This window comes from Arthrobacter terrae, assembly GCF_015708085.1.
GTDB lineage: Bacteria > Actinomycetota > Actinomycetes > Actinomycetales > Micrococcaceae > Arthrobacter_M > Arthrobacter_M terrae.
The window spans coordinates 175,696-200,182 of record NZ_JADNYM010000001.1; the positions used below are offsets into that span (position 1 = coordinate 175,696).

Annotated in this window: 20 protein-coding genes and 2 pseudogenes; 12 read left to right on the top strand and 10 right to left on the bottom strand. The window is 63.8% G+C overall.

The features are described from left to right. The first annotated feature begins 117 nt into the window (after positions 1-117). From IV500_RS00750 to IV500_RS00770, 5 genes are read left to right on the top strand one after another with little or no spacing between them, the layout of a single operon-like run. Complete coding sequence (locus tag IV500_RS00750) at positions 118-1,758, top strand: HAL/PAL/TAL family ammonia-lyase (RefSeq protein ID WP_312875771.1); 1,641 nt, start codon at positions 118-120, stop codon at positions 1,756-1,758. 13 nt (positions 1,759-1,771) lie between these two features. Continuing rightward, positions 1,772-3,547 (top strand): urocanate hydratase, encoded by a 1,776-nt coding sequence (gene hutU, locus IV500_RS00755; RefSeq protein WP_196394911.1) that lies wholly within the window; start codon positions 1,772-1,774, stop codon positions 3,545-3,547. 1 nt (position 3,548) lies between these two features. Beyond that, positions 3,549-4,778 carry an imidazolonepropionase gene (hutI, locus tag IV500_RS00760; RefSeq protein ID WP_196394912.1) on the top strand — a complete coding sequence of 410 codons (1,230 nt, stop codon included), beginning with the start codon at positions 3,549-3,551 and terminating at the stop codon, positions 4,776-4,778. Continuing rightward, positions 4,771-6,111 (top strand): formimidoylglutamate deiminase, encoded by a 1,341-nt coding sequence (locus IV500_RS00765; RefSeq protein WP_230854293.1) that lies wholly within the window; start codon positions 4,771-4,773, stop codon positions 6,109-6,111. The genes hutI and IV500_RS00765 overlap by 8 nt, the downstream gene beginning before the upstream one ends. A 35-nt stretch (positions 6,112-6,146) precedes the next feature. Beyond that, positions 6,147-7,364, top strand: coding sequence for an allantoate amidohydrolase (locus tag IV500_RS00770; protein WP_196394914.1), 1,218 nt, complete (start codon positions 6,147-6,149; stop codon positions 7,362-7,364). Between the two features lie 43 nt (positions 7,365-7,407). Here IV500_RS00770 and IV500_RS00775 read toward each other — a convergent pair whose 3' ends face one another. The 6 genes from IV500_RS00775 to IV500_RS00800 are packed head-to-tail and all read right to left on the bottom strand — an operon-like array spanning position 7,408 to position 11,983. Further along, positions 7,408-8,508, bottom strand: coding sequence for a histidinol-phosphate transaminase (locus tag IV500_RS00775; protein WP_196394915.1), 1,101 nt, complete (start codon positions 8,506-8,508; stop codon positions 7,408-7,410). Continuing rightward, entirely contained in the window at positions 8,505-8,912 is a 408-nt protein-coding gene (locus IV500_RS00780) for an FAD-binding oxidoreductase (RefSeq protein WP_196394916.1), read from the bottom strand. Before IV500_RS00780 ends, IV500_RS00775 begins: the two co-directional genes overlap by 4 nt. Continuing rightward, the gene (locus IV500_RS00785) at positions 8,909-9,313 is read right to left on the bottom strand and encodes a hypothetical protein (protein ID WP_196394917.1); all 405 of its coding nucleotides are present in this window, start codon (positions 9,311-9,313) and stop codon (positions 8,909-8,911) included. The genes IV500_RS00780 and IV500_RS00785 overlap by 4 nt, the downstream gene beginning before the upstream one ends. Beyond that, complete coding sequence (locus tag IV500_RS00790; protein WP_281063946.1) at positions 9,313-10,077, bottom strand: amino acid ABC transporter ATP-binding protein; 765 nt, start codon at positions 10,075-10,077, stop codon at positions 9,313-9,315. Before IV500_RS00790 ends, IV500_RS00785 begins: the two co-directional genes overlap by 1 nt. Next, positions 10,074-11,084, bottom strand: a complete 1,011-nt coding sequence (locus tag IV500_RS00795) for an amino acid ABC transporter permease (RefSeq protein WP_196394918.1) — start codon at positions 11,082-11,084, stop codon at positions 10,074-10,076. Before IV500_RS00795 ends, IV500_RS00790 begins: the two co-directional genes overlap by 4 nt. Then, positions 11,081-11,983, bottom strand: coding sequence for an ABC transporter substrate-binding protein (locus IV500_RS00800; RefSeq protein WP_196394919.1), 903 nt, complete (start codon positions 11,981-11,983; stop codon positions 11,081-11,083). The genes IV500_RS00795 and IV500_RS00800 overlap by 4 nt, the downstream gene beginning before the upstream one ends. A 320-nt stretch (positions 11,984-12,303) precedes the next feature. On the opposite strand from IV500_RS00800, the gene IV500_RS00805 reads away from it, so the two are divergent. Further along, complete coding sequence (locus IV500_RS00805) at positions 12,304-13,074, top strand: IclR family transcriptional regulator (RefSeq protein ID WP_196394920.1); 771 nt, start codon at positions 12,304-12,306, stop codon at positions 13,072-13,074. Here IV500_RS00805 and IV500_RS00810 read toward each other — a convergent pair. The 4 genes from IV500_RS00810 to IV500_RS00825 all read right to left on the bottom strand — a co-directional run bounded on the left by IV500_RS00810 (position 13,069) and on the right by IV500_RS00825 (position 16,609). Further along, positions 13,069-14,616, bottom strand: a complete 1,548-nt coding sequence (locus IV500_RS00810; RefSeq protein ID WP_312875772.1) for a family 20 glycosylhydrolase — start codon at positions 14,614-14,616, stop codon at positions 13,069-13,071. The genes IV500_RS00805 and IV500_RS00810 overlap by 6 nt on opposite strands. Positions 14,617-14,735: 119 nt before the next feature. Next, positions 14,736-15,014 (bottom strand): hypothetical protein, encoded by a 279-nt coding sequence (locus IV500_RS00815; RefSeq protein WP_196394922.1) that lies wholly within the window; start codon positions 15,012-15,014, stop codon positions 14,736-14,738. Next, on the bottom strand, positions 14,984-15,421 hold the full coding sequence (locus tag IV500_RS00820; RefSeq protein WP_196394923.1) for a hypothetical protein: 438 nt from the start codon (positions 15,419-15,421) through the stop codon (positions 14,984-14,986). Before IV500_RS00820 ends, IV500_RS00815 begins: the two co-directional genes overlap by 31 nt. A 3-nt stretch (positions 15,422-15,424) precedes the next feature. Continuing rightward, entirely contained in the window at positions 15,425-16,609 is a 1,185-nt protein-coding gene (locus IV500_RS00825; RefSeq protein ID WP_312875773.1) for an endo-beta-N-acetylglucosaminidase, read from the bottom strand. 18 nt (positions 16,610-16,627) lie between these two features. On the opposite strand from IV500_RS00825, the pseudogene IV500_RS00830 reads away from it, so the two are divergent. From IV500_RS00830 to IV500_RS00855, 6 genes and pseudogenes are all read left to right on the top strand, one after another. Beyond that, positions 16,628-17,625, top strand: a pseudogene (locus IV500_RS00830) (glycoside hydrolase family 38 N-terminal domain-containing protein); the annotation flags it as partial. A 240-nt stretch (positions 17,626-17,865) separates the two neighbouring features. Next, a pseudogene (locus tag IV500_RS00835) lies at positions 17,866-18,915 on the top strand (glycoside hydrolase family 38 C-terminal domain-containing protein); the annotation flags it as partial. Next, complete coding sequence (locus IV500_RS00840; protein WP_196394925.1) at positions 18,912-20,189, top strand: glycoside hydrolase 5 family protein; 1,278 nt, start codon at positions 18,912-18,914, stop codon at positions 20,187-20,189. The pseudogene IV500_RS00835 and the gene IV500_RS00840, both read left to right, overlap by 4 nt. Continuing rightward, positions 20,189-21,955 carry a beta-N-acetylhexosaminidase gene (locus IV500_RS00845; RefSeq protein WP_196394926.1) on the top strand — a complete coding sequence of 589 codons (1,767 nt, stop codon included), beginning with the start codon at positions 20,189-20,191 and terminating at the stop codon, positions 21,953-21,955. Before IV500_RS00840 ends, IV500_RS00845 begins: the two co-directional genes overlap by 1 nt. Positions 21,956-21,969: 14 nt before the next feature. Beyond that, on the top strand, positions 21,970-23,136 hold the full coding sequence (argE, locus tag IV500_RS00850) for an acetylornithine deacetylase (RefSeq protein ID WP_312875774.1): 1,167 nt from the start codon (positions 21,970-21,972) through the stop codon (positions 23,134-23,136). Then, entirely contained in the window at positions 23,133-24,455 is a 1,323-nt protein-coding gene (locus tag IV500_RS00855) for an MFS transporter (RefSeq protein ID WP_196394928.1), read from the top strand. Before argE ends, IV500_RS00855 begins: the two co-directional genes overlap by 4 nt. The last annotated feature ends 32 nt before the right edge of the window (positions 24,456-24,487 follow it).

Genomic DNA, 24,487 nt, shown 5'->3' on the forward strand with positions numbered 1-24,487 from the left:
GGATGGTTCCACCAAACGATAAGCCATCAACGGGTGGATTATCGTTCCATGAGAAGCGTTGCTTGCCATCTCCCATAACGTGATTAGCGTTACATAAATCTACTAGGAGGCTAAACGGTGATCGAAATTGGAAATGCACCCCTGACACTGGAGGATTTCATGTCGGTGGTGCGCGGCCGTGAGTTGGTGTCCATCTCCCCTGCTGCCATTGAAGCGATGCAGGCCAGCGAGCAATGGGTGTCGGCCATCATGGATGATATGCGCGACGGGAAAGAAGTTGCGGCCATCTACAGCATCAACACCGGCTTTGGGTCCCTGGCCGGACGTCAGGCGTTCGACACGGTGGAGGATGCCTCGGAGCTCTCCCGCCGGCTCATCATCTCCAACGCCAGTGGTGTGGGGCGTCCGCTGGATGAGGAAGTGGTCCGGGGCTCAATGCTCGTCCGCGCCGTCAGCCTCACCCGAGGGTACTCCGCCGTCCGCCGCGTTGTTCCCGAAACGCTCCTGACGATGCTGGAAAAGGGCGTCTTTCCTGCCGTCCCGGAGTTCGGTTCCCTCGGCGCGAGCGGGGACCTCATCCCGCTGGCACACCTGGCCATTGTCATGACCCGGCCGGCAGGTGAGGACGTGGCCGTGGACAGCGGTGAGGCATACCTGGACGGCCGGCTGGTGGACGGCATCACCGCCATGCAGGCCGCCGGCATCGAACGCATCGTGCTGGGTCCGAAGGAAGGCCTGGCACTGGCTAACGGGACCTCGTTTTCGGCAGCCCAGGCCGCGCTTGCCCTGGCGGATGCCGAGAACCTGCTGGAGACGGCGCAGATTACCGCGGCCATGTCCATTGAGGCATTGACCGGGTTCGGGGATGCCTTTATCCCGCAGATCCACCAGGCCCGCGGCCACGCCGGGCAGATTGAGGTCGCTGCCCGAATCCGTGAGCTGCTGGCCGGCAGTGAGTTTATTGACGGCAGCGAAGAGCAGGACCCCGTCCGCCAGCCGCCGCAGGACGCCTATTCGCTGCGCTGCACGCCACAGGTTTTAGGTGCAGTGAAGGATACGCTGCGCTTTGTCCGCGGGATTGTGGAGACCGAGATCAACGCGGCAACCGACAACCCGCTGATCTTCCCCGATCTTCCGGCATCACGGACGCTAAAAGCCGTCTCGGGCGGAAACTTCCACGCAGAGTATGTCGGCTTTGCCTCGGACTTCCTTTCGATTGCCGTCACGGAAATCGGCAGCATCGCAGAACGGCGGCTGTTCAGGCTCGACGACGGTACGCTGAACCGCGGGTTGCCGGACATGCTGATAGCCAGCGAAAAGGTCGGACTGGACTGCGGCTACATGCTCCCGCAGTATCTGGCGGCCGCGTTGGTCTCGGACTGCAAAACCTTGGCGCATCCGGACAGCGTGGATTCCATCCCTACGTGTGCGAATCAGGAGGACCATGTCTCGATGGCCAACAACGCCGGACGTCATGCCCGGCAAATTGTCTCGAACATCGAAAACGTCATCGGCATCGAGCTCCTGATGTCGGCCCAGGCGCTGGAACTGCGGCTCACGGCCGCCGGCAAGGACGTCTCCGCCCTCTCACCCAGCAGCAGGGCAGTCCTGGAACTGCTCCGGTCCCACCGTTCGGCCGACGGCCGGCTGATTGACCACATAACCCAAGACACCGTCCTCTACCCCCGGGTCCGTGCGGCCGTCGAGCTCGTGCACAGCGGTGCCGTGGCCGACGTCGTCCGTTCCACCCTCAACTAAGGAGCACCCCACCATGTCACTGACCACCGACCAAACAGTCTCGATCACCACCAAGCATCCGGGCGGCAACGCTACCGGAATTGCGTTCGGTGAACTTCCCGCACAAAAGCCGGAGATCCTTTATGAGGTCAAAGCACAGCGCGGTGACGAATTGCGCTGCAAAGGCTGGAAGCAGGAAACCATCCTGCGGATGCTGGAGAACAATATGGAACTCTCCGAGCACGTCGAAAACCTGGTGGTTTACGGCGGCATCGGCAAGGCGGCGCGGAACTGGGAGTCGTATTACGCGATCGTCGACTCGCTGAAGAACCTGGCGGATGACCAGACCCTGGTGGTCCAGTCCGGCATGCCGGTGGCCGTGTTCGACACCCATGAGCTTGCGCCCCGGGTAGTCATGGCGACCACAAACTTTGTCCGGCCGGACTGGAAGACGTTCTACGACCTGCAGGACAAGAACCTGACAATTTTTGCCCAGTACACGGCGTCGCCATGGGAGTACATTGGCACGCAGGGAGTCATCCAGGGCACGTTTGAAACGCTCCGCTCCGTCGCTGACATTCATCTGGACGGCAGCTGGGTCGGGAAGATCCTGTTCTGTGCGGGCATGGGTGGCATGGGCGGCAACCAGCCGCGTGCCATGACAATGCTCGGCGGCGTTGCGATCTGCGCGGACGTCGACGAACGGATCATCAACAACCGGATCAAGGTCGGCTATGCGGATGTGCTCGCCGATTCCATCCCGCACGCGATCGAGCTGGCGCAGGAGGCCGCGGCTGCCAAAAAGCCGCTGGGTATCGCCGTCGTGGCAAATGCCACCGAACTCTTTGAGTACGCTCTGGAGCATGACGTCCGCCCCGACGTCGTCACGGAAATGACCCCGGCCCACGACCCGCTGGCCTATGTGCCGATCGGCTACACCGTCCTGGAGGCGGAAGAATTCCGCAAAAAGGACCGGGACGCCTACTTCGAGATCTCCCGTACTGCCATGGTCCGCCAGCTCACCGCGATGAACCGGTTCTTCGATAACGGCGTTCCCACCTTTGAGTACGGGAACCAGATCCGGCGCGAATGCCAGCTGCATGGTTTCGAGGACGCGCTGAAAATCCCCGGATTCGTCTCCGCCTACCTGCGTCCGCTGTTCCTGGAGGGCCGCGGACCGTTCCGCTGGACCTGCACGTCCGGGGATCCCAAAGACCTGGCGCGGCTGGATGACCTTGTTCTCGAACTGTTTCCCGATGATGAAATTGCCACCCGCTGGATCACCCTGGCGCGGAAGCATATTCCCATTGAGGGACTGCCCGCGCGGGTCTGCTACCTCGGTTTCGGCCAGCGGAAGAAGTTCGGTCTGGCGGTCAATGAACTGATCCAGCGCGGTGAGGTGAAGGGGACGGTGGCGTTCTCCCGGGACAATCTGGACTCCGGTTCGATCATCAATCCGACCTTCGAATCGGAAAATATGCCCGACGGATCCGATCTGATCTCCGACTGGCCGTACCTCAACGGCCTGCTCAATGCCTCGGGCATGTGCGACCTTATCGCCATCCAGGCGAACTACGCGATGGGAGACTCGGTGCACACCGGCGTCACCATGATCGCCGACGGAACCGACACTGCCGCCTACCGGCTCAAGGCCTGCCTGACGGTGGACAGCGGCATCGGAGTCGTCCGGCACGCACAGTCCGGCTATGCCCGGGCCAAGGAAGTCGCCAACACAGTCGGTCCGGCCGAGGGCGTCACCATTCCGCTGTGGTGGACCCCGACAGCCACTTTCGGACCGGAACAGCCCTGATATGCCGCAGCCAACCCACCAGCGCCGCGTTGATCTAGTGATCACCGGAGCCGCGGAGCTGCTCACCTGCGCCGCGGATGCGTCCGATCTGATCGGACGGATCCGCGGCGGCGGGGTAGCGGTCGACGGCGGTACCATCACCGCCGTCGGCGATGTCAGCGGTTTCAGCGGGCGCCGGGAAATCGACGCCGCCGGGAAGGTGGTGCTGCCGGGCTTCGTGGACAGCCACACGCACGTGGTCTTCGGCGGCGACCGCGCCCTCGAATATGCCGCAAGGGTGGCCGGCCAGGTTCCGCCGGCCGGGGCCTCCGTCGGGATTGTGGGCACGATGGCTGACACGCGTGCGCGATCCGTGGACGAACTGGTCGCGTCTGCGGCCGGCAGGATCAAGGAGATGATCTCCTCCGGCACTACGACGCTGGAAAGCAAGACCGGCTACGGCCTTGACACGGCCACCGAGGAGCGACTGCTGGAGGTGAATGCGCACCTTGCGGCCCTGTTGCCGGCCCGGATCATGTCGACATACCTGGGCGCACACGCCATTGACCCGCAACGTGACGGCGCGGAGTGGACCGAGGACATCCTGGCCCAGCTGACGGAGGTAGGGCGTGAGGGCAGCGCCGCGTTCAACGATGTCTACTGCGATACAGGCTATTTCTCCTTAGAACAGTCCCGGAGCATTCTTGAACAGGGACGCCGCCACGGTCTCCGGCCGAAGATCCATTTGGACGCCTACAGCCACACCGGTGCCGCGGAGCTGGCAGCCGCGGTGGGCGCGGTCAGCGCCGACCATTTGAACTACACCACCGACGACGAACTGCGTGTCCTCGCCAAAGCCGGGGTGACCGGCGTCTACATGCCGTGCCTGGAATTCGCGGTGCAGCACCCCGCACCGCTGGATCCCCGGAGACTGTATGCCGCGGGCATGGAGGTGGCTCTTGCCACCGACGTCTGCCCGGGTTCTTGGACCACCAGCATGCACCTGGCCGTGGCCATGGGCTGCCGGATCGGGGGCATGACCGTCGCGCAGGCCTTGCGGGCTGCGACCTACGGTGGCGCATGCGCCCTGGGCCTGTCCGCCACGATAGGATCGTTAGTTCCCGGCATGGCGGCCGACATTCAGGTGCTGGACGTCCCGTTCTACGAGCACATTGCGTACCGACCGGGACTCAATTCCACGCAAACCGTCATCATCAATGGATCCATCGTTACAGGAGCGGGCGTTGAATAACTCATTTTTCTGCGAGTATGCATGGCTCGGCGGTGACGACGTCACCGCGAATGTCCTCATTACCGTCGAGAACGACAGAATCACCGCGGTAACCCCTGACGCGCAATGTCCGCCTGCCGCACGACGGCTTACCGGACTGACCATGCCCGGCTTCGCCAACGCCCATTCGCACGTCTTCCATCGGGCAATCCGGGGACGCGGCCAGCAGGGAGTGGACAGCTTCTGGGCGTGGCGGAACCTGATGTACTCCGTCGCCGGAACCCTGACTCCGGACTCCCTGTACGAGCTGGCGCTGGCAACCTATGCGGAAATGTCCTTGGCGGGCGTAACCAGTGTCGGAGAGTTTTTTTACGTCCACCACGACCCGGCCGGGCGCCGGTACAGCAATCCGAACATTATGGGTGAGACGGTTATCCAGGCCGCCGAAGATGCTGGACTGCGGATCACCCTGCTGGATACGTGCTATCTGCAGGGCGGAGTTGATGGCCGGCAGCTGACGGGGGTGCAGCAACGATTCACCGACGGCTCCTGGGAAAACTGGGCGAAGCGCGTCGGCGAGCTGAAGGAAACGGCAACGGCCCGCGCCGGGGCGGCGATCCATAGCGTGCGCGCCGTGCCGCGGCACGCGTTGGGTCCGGTGGCCGCATTTGCCCGGGCACACAACATGCCCGTGCATGCCCACGTTTCGGAGCAACCTGCCGAAAACCAGGACTGCCTCGACGTCTACGGACTGACTCCCACCCAGCTGCTGGCCGAAGCCGGGGTGCTCGGTGCGGACATGACGTCCGTTCATGCCACCCACCTGACAGAGAAGGACGTCGCGTCCTACGGGGCGACGGGCACGAGTATCTGCATGTGCGCCACCACCGAGAGGGATCTGGCCGACGGCGTCGGACCGGCCGGGCAGCTCTTAGAAGCCGGCGCGCGGCTCTGCGTCGGCAGTGACGCCCACATGATGATCGACCTGCTCGAAGAGGGCCGGGCGATCGAACTGGACCTTCGGCTCACCAGCGGCAGCCGCGGACACGTCAACGCCGCCCAGATCGCCGATGCAATAACTGCCGGCGGGGCTCACTCGCTGGGCTGGGATGCCGGCAGCATTGCGGCCGGTAAGCTTGCCGACTTCACCGTGATCGATCTGCTCTCGCCGCGCACGGCTGGGGCTGCATCGGGTGAGATGCTCCCGCACATTATCTTTGCCGCCGCTGCTGCAGATGTCCGCACGGTGATCCGCGGCGGCAAAATCGTGGTGGACCAGGGCACGAACATCCGCGTCCCTGACACCGGCGCTGAGCTCAATAAGGCAATCTCAAAGGTCATCGGCGCGCTCTAAGCAGCGCCGCGGACAACAGCTAAGAAAGAGGGTCCATGGAACGGCCGATGCAGCTACTCGGGCAGATCTCTGAGGTTGGCAAGGACTCCCGGCGCGGCGGATACAGCCGGCCGGTGTTCTCCACGGCCGAGACGGACCTGCGGGGCTGGTTTGTCGCCGCCGCTCAGCAGCGGGGGCTGCAGGTCGAAACCGACCGGAACTCCATCATCTGGGCCTGGTGGGGGGAACCAGGTCCGGACGCAGTCGTCACCGGAAGCCATCTGGATTCGGTTCCGGGCGGGGGCGAGTACGACGGACCCCTCGGGGTTGCCAGTGCGCTCTCGGCGATTGACCTGATGCGCCAGCGCGGCCAGGAGCCGCGCCGCCCGCTGGCCGTGGCGGTGTTCCCCGAGGAAGAGGGATCCCGCTTTGGCGTCGCCTGCATCGGTTCGAGGCTGCTGTCAGGTGCCATTGATCCGGACAAGGCCCGCAACCTCACCGATGCCGACGGCAACACCCTCGCGGAGGTGTTCCGCACCAATGGAACGGACCCGGAACACCTTGGCATGGACAGCGAACGCCTGGCCGGAATCGGCCGCTTTGTTGAGTTGCACATTGAACAGGGACGCGGCCAGATTGATCTGCAGGCACCCGTTGCCGTGGCCTCCTCGATCCTTGGCCACGGCCGGTGGAAGCTTTCCTTCGGTGGTCAGGGCAACCACGCCGGGACAACCCTGATGAATGACCGCTCCGATCCTATGGTCGCCGCCGCCCAGGCTGTGGTCGATATCCGCCGGATCGCCGCGGCTCATCCAGGGGCGCGCGGAACGGTGGGCCGGATTTCACCGATCCCCGGTGGAACGAACGTCATTGCCTCACGGGTGGACCTTTGGATGGACGTGCGGCATCGGACGGACGAGGTCACGGCCGCCATCGTTGCGGAAATACACGCCGCCGGGCGCCGCATTGCCGCGGCCGAAGGCTGCACGCTCACGCTGTCCGAGGAGTCGCTCAGCCCTACCGTCCAGTTCCACCCGGGGCTGGCGTCGGAGCTGCTCGGGGTATTGGGGGATGTGCCGGTGCTGGAATCCGGAGCGGGACACGACGCTGGCGTGCTGGCCGCCAGCCTGCCGACGGCAATGCTCTTCGTCCGCAATCCCACGGGTGTTTCGCATGCGCCGCAGGAGGAGATCGAGACCGCCGACGCCGACGCCGGCGCGGTGGCGCTGGCCGATGTCCTGGCACATCTTACCGACGCGGAAGCGGCCCCCTGATGACTGAACCGGGGACGAGTTTCCGTCGCCGGGGCACGCCGGTCTAGACGTCGGGAACGCCGGTCCAGAGGTCGAGCACGCCGGCATACTCGTTGAGCACATCGGCGACGGCGGCGTTGGCCTGCGCGGATCCGACGGTGATGCGCACTCCCTCCAGCGGAAAGCAGCGCACCCCTATCGACGCTGCGGCGCAGCGTTCGGTGAAGGCGCCGCTGTCGGTTCCTATGGAGAGCCAGAGGAAATTCGCAGCCGATGCCGACACCGGTAGGCCAAGACCGCGGGCCAGCTGGATGAGGGCATCACGTTCGCGAACGGTCTCCTGCACCTGGGCCTGGATCTGTGTGTGCTGATCCAGCGAGGCGGATGCGGCGGCGATGGCCATCCGGCCCACTGTGAAGGGCAGGGCCACCCGCCCCAGCACATCGATGATCGCCGGGGCCGAAATGGCATAACCAACCCGCATTCCGGCCAGGCCGTGGGCCTTGGAAAAGGTCCGCAGGACCGCGACGTTGGCGTGGCTCCGTAGTAGTTCTGTCCCGTCGAAGGCACTCCGGGCGGGGACGAACTCACGGTAGGCTTCGTCCAGAATCAGCAGGCAATCCGCCGGCAGACCGGCCACAAATGTGCGCAGCAGGCCGGGGCTCAGCGCCGTTCCGGTGGGATTGTTCGGGTTGCAGAGAATGACGACGCGCGTCCTGGGACCCACGCGGCGGGCCATCGCCGCCAGGTCCTGATCGTGGCCGATGAGCGGAACCGGCACCGGCACGGCACCGGCGGCGCCAATGATGATCGGATAGGCCTCATAGGAACGCCAGCCAAAGATCACCTCGTCCCCGGGGCCGGCAAAACCTCTGATCAGCTGTTCCAGGACCGCCACCGACCCTGCGCCGACCCAGACGTTCTCCGGATCCACGCCGCTGTCCGCAGCGAGGCGCCCCGTCAGCGCGTAAGGGACCAGCGGCGGGTACAGATTCGGCGTTGCGGCGGCCGCTGAAATCGCCTCGACGACCGAACGCAGCGGCGGGTAGCTGTTTTCGTTCGAGGACAGGCGGTACCGCAGGGGAACATCCGGCGGTCTGGACGTTCCATATCCGTCGAGGGCAAGAATGTTGGGCATTCCGCCCGGACCTGCGGGGCCCGTCACAGTACTTTTCCGGGATTGAGGATACCCGCCGGGTCCAGGGCCGCCCTGATCTTGTCCATGAGTACCACTCCGTTTCGGTGATCCAGGCGCAGGGAGCCCTTCTTCCACATGCCGATCCCGTGTTCGCCGGTGCAGATCCCGCCCATGGCAACGGCCCGTTGGACCAGACGGTCGTTGACGGCTTCCGCCGTGGCGTGTTCGACGGCGGAAGCCGGGTCGAGGACAAAGGCAAGATGGAAGTTCCCGTCGCGGACGTGTCCTGCAATGGGCGCGAATACTCCCGAGGCTGCAATGTCAGCACGGGTTTCTTCGATGCAGTCGCTGAGCCGGGAGGTCGACACACAGACCAGCAGGGCCTCGCCCTCGGAGGCGATGCCGTTGAAGCGCTCCAGAGCATCCTTCACGGCGAAACCGCGACGACGGCGGAACATACCGTGCGGAACGACACTGCCGCCGTCGCTGTCCTCTCCGGTATGCCGTAAAGCCTGACGGTGGCCTCCGTGATAATGCCAGCGTTCCTTCGGAGCCGACAAAAAGGGCCCGTCGGGTCGTACCCGGCGGACGACTTACGGGCCCGGCCGTTCGGAACCGCCGGAACACCGTGCCGCAAACACACCTTTTGGGTCAGCGCAACGTCCGCGGTGGACGAGCACAGGACAACCGCGTCGGGCAGGGACCACTCGTGCGCAGACACGTCGTGGCCCCGTGCCCGCCTGGTTTTTTCATCCGTGCACTCCTTGGCGCCCAGAGCCGCCTGCAGTTCCTTTACGGCGGCCGCGCTATCCGCGCCTGCCGGCGATGCCATCAGAGGACCTTGGCGAGGAAGCTCTGTGTCCGTGCATGATCCGGATCAGAGAGCACCTTGGACGGCGCTCCACTTTCCACCAGGACCCCTTCGGAGAGAAAGTGCACGGTGTCCGCCACTTCCCGGGCGAAGCCCATTTCATGGGTCACCACGACCATGGTCATCCCCGATTCGGCCAGATCCTTCATGACGTCCAGCACCTCCCCCACCAATTCCGGGTCAAGCGCTGACGTCGGTTCGTCGAAGAGCATAAGTTCCGGTTTCATGGCCAGCGCGCGCGCAATCGCGACACGCTGCTGCTGGCCGCCGCTGAGCTGGCTCGGGTAGTTGTGCATCTTATTTCCCAGACCCACGCGCTCCAGCAAGGCCCGTCCCTCCTCGACAGCCTGCTGGCGGCGGACGCCTTTAACAATGATGGGACCCTCGGTGACGTTTTCAAGGGCTGTCCGGTGCGGAAACAGGTTGAACTGCTGAAACACCATGCCTATCGACGCACGGCGCAGGGCGATTTCCCTTTCCTTCAGCTCATGGAGCTTATTACCGACGAGGCGGTAACCGACCCGGTCGCCGTCGACCCACATCTGGCCGCCGTCGATTTTTTCCAGGTGGTTTATACAGCGCAGGAAAGTACTCTTCCCGGAGCCGGACGGTCCAATCAGGCACGCAACTTCGCCGGCCGCCACCTCGAGCGATATTGCCCGGAGGACCTCGACGGCGCCGAAGGACTTACAGACGGCCGACGCCTTGAGCATGGGCTTGTTCATGACGGGATCTCCGTATTCGCCGAGGGTGCGCTGGTCGTAATTCCGCTGGCCGGTCCGTTCGCTGGAACGGCCGGACCACTCGTGTCCTTGTCCAGCTTGTCCGTGTCCACCGTGTTCTTGTCCTGCTTGTTTTTGTCCACGCGAATGGCACTTAGCGGGCTGAAGCCACGGCCATAGCGCCGTTCCAGAAAGTACTGCGCGACGGACAGCACGGCGGTGATGAACAGATACCAAAGGGCGGCGACAATCAACAGCGGAATGGTCTGATACGTCCGTGAGTAAATCAACGATGCAGAGGTCAGCAGTTCCGAATATCCGATGACCAAAACCAACGACGTCTGCTTGAGCATGCCAATGGTTTCGTTCCCCGTCGGCGGAATGATAATCCGCATTGCCTGCGGAAGAACTACCCGCCGCATGGTCTGCAGCCTCGTCATACCAATGGATTTGGCGGCTTCTGTCTGTCCTGGTGTCACCGATGAAATACCCGAGCGCACAATCTCGGACATGTACGCGGCCTCGTTGAGCCCCAGCCCCAGCATCGCGGCCATAAACGGTGTGATCAGGCTGTTGGTGTCGAAGGAAAACAGTTCCGGGCCCAGCGGCACGCCCAAGGCGATCCGCGGAACGAGTGCCGAGAGAAAGAACCAGAAGAGAAGCTGGACCAACAGCGGAGTACCGCGGAAGAACCAGGCGTAAAACCATGCCGCCTTGGATACGATGAAATTGTCGGACAAACGGCCGACGGCGACCACGATGCCCAAGACGATGCCGATGATCATCGCGAGTACCGTCAAAATCAACGTATTCAGCACCCCCATCAGAATGGGATCAGCGAAAAGGTACTTGCCGACGACGTCCCATTGGAAGCGTTCATTGGTTGCCATTGCGTACAGCAGGAGCGCTACAAGCACCAGCACCACTGTCGCGGTGATCCACCGTCCGGTGTGCCGCGACGGGACGACCTGCGCGGGTTCGGCCTCCTCCATTGTCAGGACGGCACTCATTTTGTCCCGCCGTTAATGGGGAACTCCGTGACGGCGCCCTGTTCCTGGCCGTACTTTTTCAGAATCTCCCCGTAGGTGTTATCCGCAGCTATTTCCTGCATGCCCTTTTGCACGGCCTTCTGCAGCTCGGTGCTGCCCTTCGGGAACACTATGCCGAACGGGCCGGACATATACGGGCTCAGCATTTCAAGCTTTCCGCCCGAATCCTTGGCCACGGAGGAGCCGGACGTTGAGTCAAGCAGGACCACATCGACCCGTCCGGTCGTCAGGGCAAGGATCGTCTGATTCTGACCGGGGAAGATCGTGACATCGACGGCCGGCTTGCCTTCCGCTTCGCACGCCTTCGTTTGGGCGTCCGCATCCTCGGTTTCGGTGGTTCCCTTAACTATGCCGACTTTCAATCCACAGGTATCAGCCAGCGTGGCAACCTTTTTGGGGTTCTCAACGGTCCGCAGGATGCCGGCACCGGCCTTGAAGTAGTCGACGAAATCGACTTCTTTCTGCCGCTCCAAGGTGTCGGACATCGCCGACATCGCCATGTCGTAGCGCGCGGATGCTAGACCGGGGATGATCGCGTCGAACGAAATATTATTGAACTTGATGGAAATTCCGAGCTTCTTCTCCAAGGCATCGGCAATTTCACGGTCGATGCCGATCACGGTCTTGCCGTCGGCATCGAAGGTTTCAAACGGCGGATATTCCACATTGCTCGCTATGTTCAGCGTGCCGCTTGACTGGATCGCAGCGGGCAGCAGGCTGTGCAGCGGTGCGGCGGTGCCGGCATTTCCGCTTTGGGCAGCAGACGAGCCCCCGCCACATCCGGCCAGCGAGAAGGCCAGGGGAAGCGCTACGAGTCCCGCCGTGATGGCGGCTTTTTTACTGCGGATGGACCGTGACATGAGATCTCCATTCATAATGTCAACTGCGTTCACGGGCGGACACCACGTGGCCGGTGCTGCAATGGCCGACGCCCAACACGTTTTGTGCCGAATATCACAGTCGCTGCTCCTGACGAGCATATGAACCTATATCGGCGCCGACAATGAGCGTTTTTCAGCCACTGAGAATGTTAAGGTCGCAGCTGCCCTCCATCCGCGGCCTTGCAGGCAGCTGCAAATACACGGCGAACCCCGCCATTGCAGGCGCGGTTGCTGTCCGCGGCAGCCCGCTGCCCCGGCTGATGCGTCGAATCCTTGACGACGTCCCTTAGTATTTGAGAATGACGAGCATTTTGCCGGAGGGACAGTCCTCGTTCGAACGCGGGCTGGCGGTCATGATGTGCATCGCCGCCCGCGGCGAAGTGAACATCGTCGACATCGCCGAGGAGGTCGGCGTCCCGGCCAGCACCGTTTACCGATACGTCAAAACGCTGCGCGGACTGTCCCTGATCGAAGAACACCGCGGCTCTTACACCCCCGGCTGGCGGCTGCTCGAGCTGTCAGGGCAGCACCTCACACATACCCGGTTGGCCGAACTCGGCGTCAGCGTGCTGGAATCCATAGTGGAAGGCACCGCCGAAACAGCTGTCTTGACCGTCCGCTCCGGGCTGAACGCGATCTGCCTGCGCCAGGTGGTCTCCCCCAACCCGCTGAGGTATGCCTTTGAAATCAATCAACTATTGCCTCTCCATGCCGGTGCAGGCCAACGGGTTCTTCTGGCACATGCTCCCGATTCGGTCATCGCGAAGGTCCTGGCCGACAGACTGGCACGATTTACGGATAAGACGCTGACCCGGCAGGACCTGATTCAACAGCTCACGCACATCCGCCAGTCGGGCCAGGCAGTCTCACATGGAGAACTTAATCCAGGTGCCGTCGCGATTTCGCGACCGGTCTTTTCCGGCGGGGAGATCATCTGCTCGCTGACCGTTGCAGGCCCGCAGACCCGCTGCAGCAGCAACGCCTGGGCTCACCAGGCCTCCCAGGCACTGCGCACGGCCGCAACACAACTGGCCAACGCCGTGGAACTGCCGCGGGGAAAGGCCTCATGACGCCACGGTCGCTGCGGGCTCCCGCAGATTCGTCGCGGCATTCACCAGCGCCGGGGAAGTACCTATAGCGGCGATAATTCCCGTGAACTCTCGATAGCTGCCGACGACCATTGGCGAACCCCACATCTGCTGCGCAAATGAGCTCTGCCAAGGGAGGAACCCGGACGCCACCTGGGCCTGCGTGAGCGCGTTCGGCACGTCCGCCCAGATGGACAGGTGTGCGCCAAGCAACGGCTTTTCGTCGGGCAGATCGTAATTTCCCCCGTCGCCGGCTACACCCATAAAACGGCGCGGATGCCAGCGCTCATAGATGCCCTCGGGACACTTATTGAGGCCGGCGCCTACGCCCTCTCCGGTCAGGATGAAGTAGAGGTAGTCGCCATTGGCATTGACGACAGGGTATCCCGCGTCCGCAAGGACTCCGGCGTTGGGTTTGGACCTGTTCCAACGAACCCAGCCCTCCACCTCTGTGGACTTGTCCAACTCAAGCACGCCTTCCTCCGGGTAGATATCATCGTTCCAGACCTTGGCGGTTTTGTTCCTGCTTTTCAGCAGAACAATCAGTTCATTCAAATAGTGCTTGTACCCGTCGAAGATGGTGGCGCCCCGACCGGCCACGCTTGCCGCATATTCAACCAGGTGAGGTGCCGTGTCAGCGTTCACAACGTCAGCCGAACCGGTCTGCCACGGTGCGGGGAAGAATTCGTCACCGCCCAGATGGAAGTACTTGCCCGGGAAAACGTCAGCCATCTCTTCGACAAGCTCCTTAACGAACCCGCGGACGGCCGGGATGGAATAATCCATATGACTGTCCAGAACCCCGCCGTTCCGAAGCTTTAAACGCCATTCCGGGTGGGTCTTGAGAATGTGATCCAAATGCGCAGGAGTATCAATATCCGGGATTACCTCCACATGGTAGCGCTTGGCAACCTTCAGGATTTTTCTGACTTCATCCAGTGAAAGGTGCTGCTTTGAGACAATTTCGGGATGTTTCCGGGACTCAACGCGAAACCCTTGGCTGTCGCTTAGGTGGAGCTGGAGCACATTGAGCTTACGGTAGGACATGTCACAAATAAGCCGTTCGATCCACCCCGACGTGTAATGTTTCCTGGCAATGTCCAGCATCACGCCACGCTGTTTGTAGGCTGGCCAGTCCAGCACCGTACCGGTAAATTTCCCATGTATCTTCAGGGCCTGCAGCAGCGTCCTCGATGCGTAAAAGGCTCCGGCACCGTCGCTGGCCAGAATTTTAAGACCGTCGGAAACGCCCATTCGATACGCTTCAGCTTTGGCGCTGCTGGACACCACGCCAATGCTGAGATAAATATCGTTCTCACCAACTGGACCGCCCAGCACCGTCGTTGGAATGGTGTCCATATATCCCTCTGAGGGAAGCTCATTGGCAAGCGTCGTTGCCTCGCTTCCCAATTCCGCGGCCCAGACGGGATCCACCACTACTTTGGTGCCTTCCGTCGGTGCCCAACTTACTCCGCACGCCGAAAGAGATTGCACGCTGGGGATCAACATCCTCATTGCGGGCATTTCGCCGGCACTTCTTTCTGCCAATGACCGCCCGGCAGGGACGAGGGCTGCGGATCCATGCTGGCTTTGTCGCAAAAAGGAGTACTCCTGACGGTGATGACTTCAATACCATATGTATTTCAGGAATGCTGGCGCAGCCGAGGAAAGGGCGCAGCGGCAGCCACCGCGGCCGTGCCACGTGAGCCGTCCACGGAGATTGGAACCAGCTCAAACCAGAGCTGGCCGTTGGCCGGCACCGGCACGCCGCCGGCGTAGAACACATCGCGGTGCACCCTTCCCAGCCAGTTCCGCTCGCCCCCGGGCCCTGCGGTGAAAACATCGTGGGTGTATGCGTCGGCAGAAAGCTGCCAGGCGAGATACACGCCGGCTACCTCGCTTGCCCGCTCGACGCGCTGCACAGTGAATCCGCGCGGCTTCCCGGGCTGCTGTCGGCGGTTCGACGCGAGCGCAACTGCCCCAGCCGGAAATCCAGTCCACCGTCCTTCCCCGCGCTGAAGCGGAGGCTGACCCTGGCCAGCTGCCTCTTATTGAACCGACTGACATTGCTTTCGGCGGTGCTCCAGCCGCCATCAGCGGATGGGGGCTGCCCTTTGCCGTGCAGCGGGAGCCAGACCGGCGCATTGGGCGCGTCCTTGAAGGTGAGTCCAAGCTCTGCGGCGGCAGTGTCGGGAAATCCGAGCAACCGCAGCGACGCTCTGGTCCCGGGTGGAACCGGCAGATCCGTCTTGAACAGGTGCACCGTGACCGACTGGCCTTCCGCCGCCTGGCCCGTGACATGCAAACTGTGCCCGCCCTCCCATGCCACGCTCTAGTCAAGGACAAACGCAGAGGTTGCCCCGCCAGCGTGCTCGGTCCAGTACTGCCAGGTTGGCGCCACTTCCGCAATGCCTGCGTTGTTCCACGCTTTCGAGCCGACAGTTTCACCTGCCACTGCTAAGTGCGTGCCGACACCGATATTGAAGTTAGTCACCAGCGGCAGGGCGGATATGGCAGACTTTTCCACGATCGAGTGGGCCACCCCGTCCCACACCTTGTAGTTCAGCACATCCGTCCGGTATGGCGGCTTCCGGGCCTGGGCGCGCCCGCTTTGGGAGGGGTCCCCGGCCGGCCCCGACCAGAATTTCCGCTCCAGGTCCCGGTACTGCGCCCGGCCACCGGCAGTAGCCGTGATTCCCTCCTTCGCGGCATCTGCCCAAATCTGGTTCTCCACGAAAAGCGCCCAGCTGACCGGGGCGGCGTGCCCCGGGCTGGCAACCGAGCCGAAGTCCTCCGCCGGGTTGAAGCCGCCCTGCTGGCATTCGGTGGAGGCGACGGCTGCTTTCCGTGGGTCGAAGCCGCGTCCGGCCACGGTGGCTGCGCTGCCGGATAGATCCTTGTCCGCGTACGGCCAGCCGTAATTGATGAAGATCGAGTCAGCCACGGGATCGGACACTGTACCCAGTGATCCCACGTTGCGTTCGTTGATTTCGTTCTGATAATCAAGCTCTCCGCTGCCGGGCAGATCCGCGTCGTAGTACTGCAGGTACAGGTCCGCGTCCAGGGACTTCATGTAGCGGAACATCGCAAAGAGTGCCTTGATCTGTGCCGGGCTGACGGCGTCTTCCTGGTTGATGAAGTATCCGTCAAAGCCGAAGTACTGTTTGATCCCCACCAGCTTTCTACCCACCGGGAACGATCCGTCCGGGTCACGCTGAACGAAGTTTTCGAACCTGTCCGGCCGTAGCCAGAAACAGCCGCCCAGGGTGCGTGCCCCGTTTTTATGGGCGGCTTCCGTCCAGCCCGGGTTTGGAATATCGACGACGCCGTACGTACGAACCGGGGCGTCCGGATTCCGGACCACGTCAGCGGGGACCGATGCCACGAGCTGGCCGTGCCAGCTGCCGTAGATGTCAATGTACGGCCAGAACCGCTGCGTGTAGACCTGGGCTTCATCCCCGATCGGACGCACCCGTCCCTCGTAAATATCCCCCGCGCAGTCGGGCGCCAGGGACACCAGTTCGGTCCGCGGGTCCAGCAGTATGAATGGCTAAAGGAGCAGCGGCCGGAGGTTTTTGCCCGGGTCAAAGATGCGGTGACCAGTTCATCCCGGTGGGCGGCATGTGGCTTGAATCGGACACCAATATGGTCGGATCGGAGGCCATGGCGCGTCAGTTCCTCTACGGGCAGCGGTTTTTCCGGGAGAACTTCGGGATCCAGTGCCAGGAGGTCTGGCTGCCGGATTCTTTCGGCTATTCAGCCGCCCTGCCGCAGATCGTCAAACCGGCAGGAGCCAAGTGGTTCCTGACCCAGAAAATCTCCTGGAACCAGGTCAATAAGTTTCCGCATCACACGTTCAATTGGGAGGGCATCGACGGCACCCGCGTCTTCACGCACTTCCCCCCGGTAGACACCTACAACTCGGATCTCTCCGGCGCCCAGCTAGCCCACGCCGTGGAGAATTTTCGCGACAAGGGCGCGGCCAATAACTCCCTGGTGCCGTTCGGGTGGGGCGACGGCGGCGGCGGCCCGACGCGCGAAATGATCGCCTGGGCGCAGCGCACGGAAAACCTGGAGGGCTCACCGCAGGTGAGCATCCGCACCCCCAAAGAATTCTTCACCGCGGCCGAGGCCGAATACACGAATCCACCGGTCTGGAAGGGCGAGCTGTACCTTGAGCTGCACCGCGGCACCTTCACCTCGCAGGCACTGACCAAACAAGGCAACCGCCGCAATGAGCACCTGCTGCGCGAAGCCGAGCTGTGGGCGGCGACCGCCGCCGCACGAGGTGCGTTCGACTACCCCTACGATGAGCTGGACAGGTTGTGGAAGATGGTGCTGCTGTTGCAGTTCCATGACATTCTTCCCGGTACATCGATCGCGTGGGTGCACCGCGAAGCGCCCGGGCAGCACGCGGAAATCAGCAACGCACTCAACGGCATTATCGCTGCCGCGCAGGCCGCCCTGGCTGCGCCTGCCCGGGCGTTGGTCGGTGTTGCGGCCGCCGGGCCCGGCATGGGCTCCGCGGATTACCTCGCGGCTGGAAACCTTCGGGGCGCTGGAGGCATTCGCGCCGCTGAAGGCATTCGCGCCGCTGCCCCGGGATCCCGCTACTGGCAGGAGGACGACGCCGTCTCCCCCGTGATCTTCAACGGCTCACCGTTCCCGCGCCGTGGCGTCCCTGCACTCTCTGCAGGCATCCCAACGGCTGCCGTATCCGCCGTCGAAATCAATAAGACCGGCGGCGCCCTGTCAGTACAAAGCTCCCGGCTGCGGGTACTTTTTGGCGCCGACGGAGTCATCTCATCCATCCTGGACCGGCAAGCCAACCGCGAAGGCATCCCCACCGGGCGCAGCGCCAACCTGCTGCAGCTGCATGTTGACTTCCCCAATATGTGGGATGCCTGGGACATTGACGAGTTTTACAAGAACACCGTCACTGACCTGCGTGATGTGGACTCGATCGACGCCGTCACGGATGACGGCGGCTCGGCCATCGTCACCATCCGCCGGTCCTTCGGCGCGTCCAGCGTTTGCCAGACCATCACCATCGCCCCCGATTCGGGCCGTATCCTGGTGCACAATGATATTGACTGGCATGAACAGGAGAAGCTACTGAAAGCGGCCTTCAGCATCGACGTGCATACTGACCACGCCGCGTTTGAGACGCAGTACGGGCACGTGGTGCGGGCCACCCATGAAAACACCTCCTGGGACAGCGCCCGCTTCGAGGTCTGCGCACACCGCTGGGTCCATGTTGGCGAGCCGGGCCACGGTGCCGCGCTGGTGAACGATTCTACATACGGCCACGACGTGTCCAGGCCTTTAAGTGCCGACGGCGGCAGCTACAGCACTGTGCGGCTCTCTCTGCTGCGCGGGCCTAAGTTCCCTGACCCGCACACGGACCAGGGCAGGCACCAGCTCAGCTACGCACTGGTGGTGGGTGCGGATATCGCCGCCGCCGTCGAGGCCGGCTATGACCTGAATTTGCCCGAGCGCGCTTCGACCGGCATTCCGGCGGAGCCGCTGGTGCTGCTGGACTCCGGCGCAGCGCTGATTGAAGCAGTCAAGTTGGCGGACGACCGCAGCTCAGACATCATTGTCCGGATCTATGAACCGCTTGGCGCCCGGGCTCGAGTGACGCTGAAGCCGTCGTTCCTACTGGACTCAGTGACGGAGGTGAACCTGCTGGAGCAGGACGTCCCGGACCGCGGCGCGGTCACCGGCTCCGGCCCGGACGGGGTGCAGCTATCCCTGCGTCCGTTCCAGATCCTGACCCTGCGCCTGCGGCAGGGGCAGGGGCAGGGGCAGGGGCAGGTATGAGCGGCCGGGCGCAGCCGTTGCGCTGGGGCGTTAACTACACGCCCAGCCAGAGCTGGTTCCATTCCTGGCTCGACTTTGACCTTGACGCGGTCCGGGCCGATTTGGATTCCATTGCGGAGTTGGGCCTTGACCACGTTCGGATTTTTCCGCTCTGGCCAATCCTGCAGCCCTCCCGCACGCTGCTGCGCCCACAGGCAATTACGGATGTGGGCAAGGTGGTGGATGCTGCGGCCGAGCGTAACCTGGATGTCGCCGTGGACGGTTTGCAGGGTCACCTGTCCAGCTTCGACTTCCTTCCTTCCTGGCTGACCAGCTGGCATCGGCGCAACATGTTTACCGACCCGGAGGTGGTTGACGCTCAGGCCCGGCTGATCACGGCCCTGGCCACGGAGGTCAGCGCCCGTTCCAATGTGATTGGCCTGACGCTGGGCAATGAAACCAACCAGTTCGCCGTGGAGCGCCACCCCGAACAGCAGCACGTCAGCCCGGCGCGGATGGGCGAATGGATCGGGACGCTGCTGGACGCGGCGCGCTCCGCCTGGCCGGCTGGTATGCACCAGCATTCCTTCGACGACGACGTCTGGTTCGCGGACAGCGCGCCTGTCACCCCACGGCATGCGGCAACTCTGGGCGACTGCAGTACTGTGCACTCCTGGGTTTTTACCTCCGTCGCAAGGAACTTTGGCCCCGGGCACCCCGCGCGGACGTTCTTTGCGGATTATCTGGTGCAGCTGGCGCAGGCCTGGGCAGAGGATCCCGCCCGCCCGGTGTGGCTTCAGGAAATCGGCGCACCGGCACCGTTCATCGCCGCCGACGACGCCCCGGAGTTCATGGAGTCCAGCCTGCGGCCGTTGCTGGACACGCCAAACCTGTGGGGAGTCACCTGGTGGTGTTCCCACGATGTCAGCCGTTCTCTGGCCGACTTCCCGGAGCTGGAATACAGCCTGGGGCTGCTCGACTCCAACCGGGCCGCCAAACCGCTGGGTACGCGGTTTGGTGAACTCGCCGCGCAACAACGAGCATCGCCCGCGCTAACCCGGATCCGCAGCACAGCCGTCGCGTTCGATCCCGGGGATCAGGCCAGCGGTGCCGGCCGGCCCATCACCTCCCCCTCGGGTCCGGTCTTCGCGGCCTGGCTCGAGCGTGCCGCCGCCGGCGAACCGCCCGCCCTGGTGCGCACCAGCAAGCTCGACGACGCCGCCTACCTGTCGGCCCGGGGCATCGACACGGTCGTGCCCGCCGAACCATACCCCCACGCGGGAAAGGACAGCTGATGCCAGCCCTGGTCCCCCGGCCCGGCACCGTCCGGACCCTGACAGGCCAAACGCGGGTACCCGCCGTCGTCGGCTACTCCACGGAGCTGTCGCTGAACCCATGGGCGCTGGACTCGCTGCAGCACTGGCTGGATGCTCACGTCCAACCCGCGGAAGCCGGCGCCCCGGCGTGGCTGCGCGTGGTGCGCGACGCTGCCGTTCCCGCTGAAGGCTACCGGCTGCTGGTCCAAAACGGGGTGCGCATCACCGTCTCCGACGCTTCGGGACTGACCAACGCGCTGCATACGCTGCGCCAGCTGGCCGGCCCGGAAGCCTTCGCCCCTCGGTCAGGGCCCGAAGCGGAGCTGCCCGACGTCCGGCAGCCGGCCCCATCCCGTCCACAGCCCGTGGTGCTGGACAATCTCAGCATCGAGGACCATCCACGCTTCGGCTTCCGCGGCGTCCATCTTGACGTGGCCCGGCACTTCATCCCGCTGGCGGAGGTGCTGCGTTTCATCGACGCCGCCGCTGCGCACAAACTCAATGCCCTGCACCTCCACCTCACCGATGACCAGGGCTGGCGAATCGAGATCCCGGAATTTCCGCAGCTGACCTCCGTGGGCGCGTGGCGGGCGGACAGCACCTTGGCCTACGGCCACGACGGACAGCAGCATCTGAGCGGACGGCCGCACGGCGGCTACTATACGGCCGCCGACTTACGGGAAATGGTGGCTTTTGCCCGTGCCCGCGGCATCACCGTCATCCCGGAGATCGATGTACCTGGCCACTCGGTGGCCGCCATCGCTGCCTACCCGGAGCTGGGCGTCGACGCACCCGAAGTTGACGTCTGGACCGACTGGGGCGTGAACGACTGCATTCTCGACCCCTCTGATTACACCCTGGACTTCTACCGACGCGTCCTTGACGCCGTCATGGACATCTTCGATGCACCCATCATCCACATCGGCGGCGACGAGGTTCCCTACGAGCGCTGGCATGCCTCCGGCACCGTCCGCCAACGCGCCGCCGAGCTCGGACTGGACTCGGTGGAGCTGCTGCACGGCTGGTTCCTGGGGCAGTTGGTGGAGCACATCGAAGCCCGTGGGCGCCGGGCCGGCGTCTGGCACGAAGCCGTCAGTCCAGCGCTGCCGCGGACCGCGGTCGTCAACGCCTGGGGGGATACCGGCACTGTCCGCGACGCCCTGGCCGCCGGCTACGACACCACCATCTCCTGCTGCTCCCACCTATACCTGGATTACCGCGAATGCGACCACCCGGAAGAGCCGAGCGCCTGCGGCCCGCTGCTCTCCACGGAAAAACTCTACGACTTCGATCCCCTGACCGCCGAAGTCCTGGCTGCCGCCGCCAAGACCGGTGCTCAGATTACCGGCATCCAGGCACAGATCTGGACCGAGTACCTGGATACGCCCGACATCCGCGACTACCATGCCTACCCACGGCTCGCCGCGTTCGCCGAGCTGGCGTGGAGCCATTGCCGCAACTACGCAGACTTCATGCAGCGGCTGAAGTCGGGGCATCTGACGCGCCTGGCAGCGGCCGGGATCGGCTTCCGGCCCCTTGCCGGGCCCTCCCCGCACCAGCTCCGGCCCGAACTCGCGGTTCTCTGCGGGCGCCAGGCGGAGCGGATGACCGATGCATCGGCACACCGCTTAGCCCCTGCTGCGGTGCCGCAGCGGGTGGGCCTTGAAGACCTGGCCCCTGGCAAGTGTGACCCTCATGGCGCGGCGAAACTTGGCCGGGGCGGTGGCGCGACGGGTACAGTCTAGGAATGAATTCGTCTGTGGAGTGGATCACCCGCTTAGCTTCCTTCGATACCACCTCGCGCATCTCCAATCTGGAGCTGATCGACTGTGTGGCCGACGAGTTGCGGCGCGTCGGCGTCGAGCCGCTGATTCTGGGCAATGAGGACGCCGCGCAGGTCCGCAAGGCCAATCTCTTCGCCACGTTCCCGGCCTGTGACGGGAGGACCGACGGCGGCATCGTGCTCTCCGGACACACCGACGTGGTGCCGGTGGACGGCCAGGACTGGGACAGCGACCCCTTCACCGCCCAGCAGCGCGGCGGCCGGCTCTACGGTCGCGGGACCGCGGACATGAAGGGCTACCTGGGCGTCATCCTCAGCAGGCTGGAGCGCATCAGTCAGGCCACGCTCACCGAACCGCTGCATCTGGCCTTCTCCTACGACGAAGAGGTCGGCCTGCTGGGCGCGGAGCGGATGATCGGCCAGTTCGCCGGGCACGGCATCAGGCCGGCGTCCTGCATCGTGGGGGAACCCTCGGGTATGCGGGTGGTCCGCGGGCACAAATCCATCAACCTGTTCGTGGCCCGTTTCCGCGGCGTGGCCGCGCACTCTTCGCTCACCCCGCAAGGGGTAAACGCCATCCACTACGCGGGCCGCTTCATCGAGTTCTACCGTCAACTGACCCACCACTGGCGGGAGAACGGACCGTTCGACGACGCGTACCCGGTGCCGTTCACCACCGGCGGCGTGAACCTGATCTCCGGTGGCATTGCCGGCAACACCGTCCCCGATGCGTGCGAGGTCGAATTCGAATTCCGAGCCTTGGGAACCGTGGACACCGCGCCCGTCGTCGCGCAGATCCGCGAGTTCCTCTTCGACGTCCTCGAACCCGAGATGAAGGCCGAACAGGCCGCGGCGGGCGTTGAATTAATCGTCAAGGCCCAGGGCCCCGGTTTGGAGGTCGATGACGACGCCGGGATCGTCCGGCTGGCCCAGGACTGCGGCGGACTCCCCTCGGACGAAAAGGTCACCTACGGCACCGAGGCGGGATTGTTCCACCGGGCCGGCATCGAAACGGTGGTGTGCGGCCCCGGCGAGATCGCCGTGGCGCACGCCGCCAACGAATACGTCGATCTCGAACAGATCGAAGCCTGCGAGTCGTTCGTGGATTCGCTCATTGAACGGCTCGAAAGGGGAACAGCATGAGCAGTCCCGCCAGCGGACCCGTTGTTGCAGCACCGGCACGGGTGATCACCGCAGAAGACCGTACCCGTGCCCGCCGTGCGGTGGTGGCCTCGTCAATCGGCAACGCGCTCGAGTGGTTCGACATAATCGTCTACTCATCATTCGCCGTCGTCATCTCGGCCTTGTTCTTCGAGCCCGCGGGAAGCCGCGGCGGCCAGGCCACGGGTATCTTGCTGACCTTCGGCACCTTTGCGGTGTCCTACCTGATCCGGCCGCTGGGCGCGATGGTGCTGGGATCCTACGCTGACCGGCACGGGCGCAAGGGCGCGCTGACCCTGACCATCATGCTCATGATGGTTGGCACCCTGATCATGGCCTGTGCTCCCACGACGGCCGTCATGGGACCGGCGGCGGCACTGGTAATCCTGGTGGCCCGGCTCATCCAGGGCTTCTCGGCCGGTGGCGAGTTCGGCACCGCCACGGCATTCCTGATCGAAAACGCCCCGGACAAGAAGGCCTATTACGGCAGCTGGCAGGTGGCCACGCAAGGTGTTGCGATGTTCCTGGCCTCGGTCTTCGGCTTCACACTCAATACATTCCTCAGCCACGACGCGCTGTACAGCTGGGGATGGCGGGTGCCCTTCTTCTTCGGCCTGCTGATCGGCCCCATCGGCCTCTACATCCGGCTGAAGATGGAGGAGACCCCGGATTTCCATCAGGCCCGTGGAAACCTCGCGAAGTCACCGCTGCGCGCCACGCTGATCCAGGCGAGCCCGCGCTGGCTGACCTGTGCCGCCGTCGTCGGCCTGGCCAGCGTGTCGGTGTACCTGATCCTATTCATGCCAACCTACGCCGTGCGGAACCTCCACCTCCCGTCCTATGCCGGGTACCTCGGCGGCATCATCTCCGGCATCGTCACGCTCATCGGGGCGCCTCTGGCCGGCAAGCTCGCCGACCGAATCGGTCCGGTGCGGGTCATGATGACCGCTGCGGTCATCGCGGTTGCCGTGGCTTATCCCCTCTTCGCTATCCTCGTGGCTTCACCGAGCGTTGCCATGCTGACCGGGGTGCAGGTGGTCCTGGGTGTGCTGATGGCCCTGTACTTCGCACCGTTGCCGGCGCTGCTCTCGGATATGTTCCCCACGAACATCCGCACCACCGGCATGTCGATCTCCTACAATGTGGGCGTGACCCTCTTTGGCGGATTTGCTCCACTGATCCTGGCGTGGCTAGTCACCTCGACCGGTTCGCTAATGGCGCCCAGTTACTACTACATCGTGATTGCGCTCATTTCGCTGGCAGGCCTGGTGGTGATGCGCAGGACGTTCGGGAAGCGCTGAAGGAATTGAGTCAATAAAGGTCTGCGGCCAAC